Genomic DNA, 1905 nt, shown 5'->3' on the forward strand with positions numbered 1-1905 from the left:
CGGCGCTTAAACTCGTCATGCGACGAAGAGCCTCTTGCAGCGACAACACCCCCTGCTCACGAACGTAGCGGGCCAGCACTCTCGGAAAGGCGCCCTGGCCTCGCGGGTGTCGATCATCGACCTTGCCGTCGGAACATATGCTCGCGTACGGCCAAGCCATGAACGTGCGGATGTCCTCTTCGCTGATATTGCTGACAATGCCCCAAGGCAATGTGCGGCGAGCAATCGCTGTTTGCATGAGATCCATCAAGGCAGCGTCGGGCTCGACGCCGCGAGCTTGCGCGATTTCCTGCAGCGTCTTGCCGACTAATGCGGGCTCCGGCGCATACTCCGCAATCCGAATGGACTGGGGATGCGCAATCGTGGCGAGCACGCCCTGGTACGCCGCCGGACTGTCGAAGTTGCGCTCCGGTAGCAAAACGTCCAGAGGCGCCTGCCAGGCGTTGTAGGGATAAACGTCCGCAGTAACATTCAGTCCGCGGCTGCGTGCTTGGTTCAGCCGCGCCAACACTCCGCTTGCATCGCCCCACCGGGCGCTCATCGCAAGCTTGACGTGACTCATGTGCGCCGGAATGTTCGCTCGCTCGGCAATCTCGAGAAATTCCGTGACAGCCGCATCGTGCGCGACATCTTCACTACGAAGGTGACTCGAATAACGGCCGCCGCGTGCGCTCGCAACGTTGGCCAATTCGATGATCTCGTCGGTCGACGCATAGATCCCGGGGTCGTATTCCAGACCGGTCGACAACCCTAGAGCGCCGGCGTCCATGTCGGCGATGAGCATCCTGCGCATGCGGCCCAGCTCGACTGTGCTCGCCTCGCGGCGAAAATCATCAGCCATCACTACGCGACGATAAAAGTTGTGGGCACCGAACGCAGCGACATTCACCGCGACCGGACTCTGCTCGAGCTGCTCGAAGAGTTCACTGACCGGCATGTTTGCTTTGCCGTCGACGCCCGCGACGACGGTGGTGATGCCTTGAGCGAGCACGCTCGCGGGCGCCGGTATTTTTCCGAGGCTGTCTGCGTGATGACTGTGCGGATCAATGAAGCCCGGCACGAGGATCAACCCTTCTGCGGCACGCACCTGCTCATCTTTCACGGGCTGTAGATGCGCAGATATTTTGGAAATTTTTCCTTCTCTGAGCCGCACATCGACTTTACGCCCGGCAGTACCGTTGCCGTCGTACACCAGCGCGCCTTTGATCAACCAGGAATCCGCGCGTGGCAACTCGTGCCCTGCGCATTTCGCTGAAAAACACGGGTTAATAAACAAAAACACACCAAGACCGAGCACCCCAATCGGGGCCGACCGGACGCCGCCTCCGGCCTGATCAAGCGCATTTTTTCTAGCCTTCATGCAGGCCAGTTTATATCCTAATTCGAAAAGTCCTCAATAGAATTTCGAAAATATATGCTGTCGATGCATCGCGCGAAACCATCGAACCACTGCCGCTGACGAAGCGGAAAGCAATGCGGCTCGGCTGGCATTTTTGCCAATGCCGAATCGATCGCGCACTAGTTCACATTCCGGATGCATCATCAATCTTCGACTGATAGCACACGCAAGCGAACAGACGCTGCGAGATCTCAGTGCGCGGAGCGTTACGCCGAAGGACCGTTCAATAGCATGATCTTCGCGCGCTCCCTCCACTTCACGCCGCCATTCCGATCCACGGCTCGGACCGTGGTGTCAGCAACTTCGCCAACGCTCAATTGCGGCAACGTAAAGCAGGTCATGAGGTCAACGGACTTGACCGCGCACAACTCCTCACCGTGAAGCTCCCACGTCACCGTCTGACTGTAGTTCGACTTCAGTGCGTCGAGTTTGAGATACAGATAGACATAGTAGACGGTGCCGTCCGGGTTGAAGAACATCGGAATGGAGGCATTTGCGTCCACGTG

General features: G+C 58.3%; 2 protein-coding genes. Both read right to left on the minus strand.

Annotated elements, in window-relative coordinates; all coding sequences use genetic code 11:
• A partial coding sequence (locus JNL55_RS02155) for an N-acyl-D-amino-acid deacylase family protein (protein ID WP_293848685.1) occupies positions 1-1231 on the minus strand: 1231 nt, incomplete at its 3' end.
• Between the two features lie 374 nt (positions 1232-1605).
• The coding region (locus JNL55_RS02160) for a hypothetical protein (protein ID WP_293848687.1) at positions 1606-1905 on the minus strand (300 nt) is incomplete at its 5' end.

The sequence above is a fragment of the Steroidobacter sp. genome (genome assembly GCF_016790065.1).
Taxonomy (GTDB): Bacteria; Pseudomonadota; Gammaproteobacteria; order Steroidobacterales; family Steroidobacteraceae; genus Steroidobacter.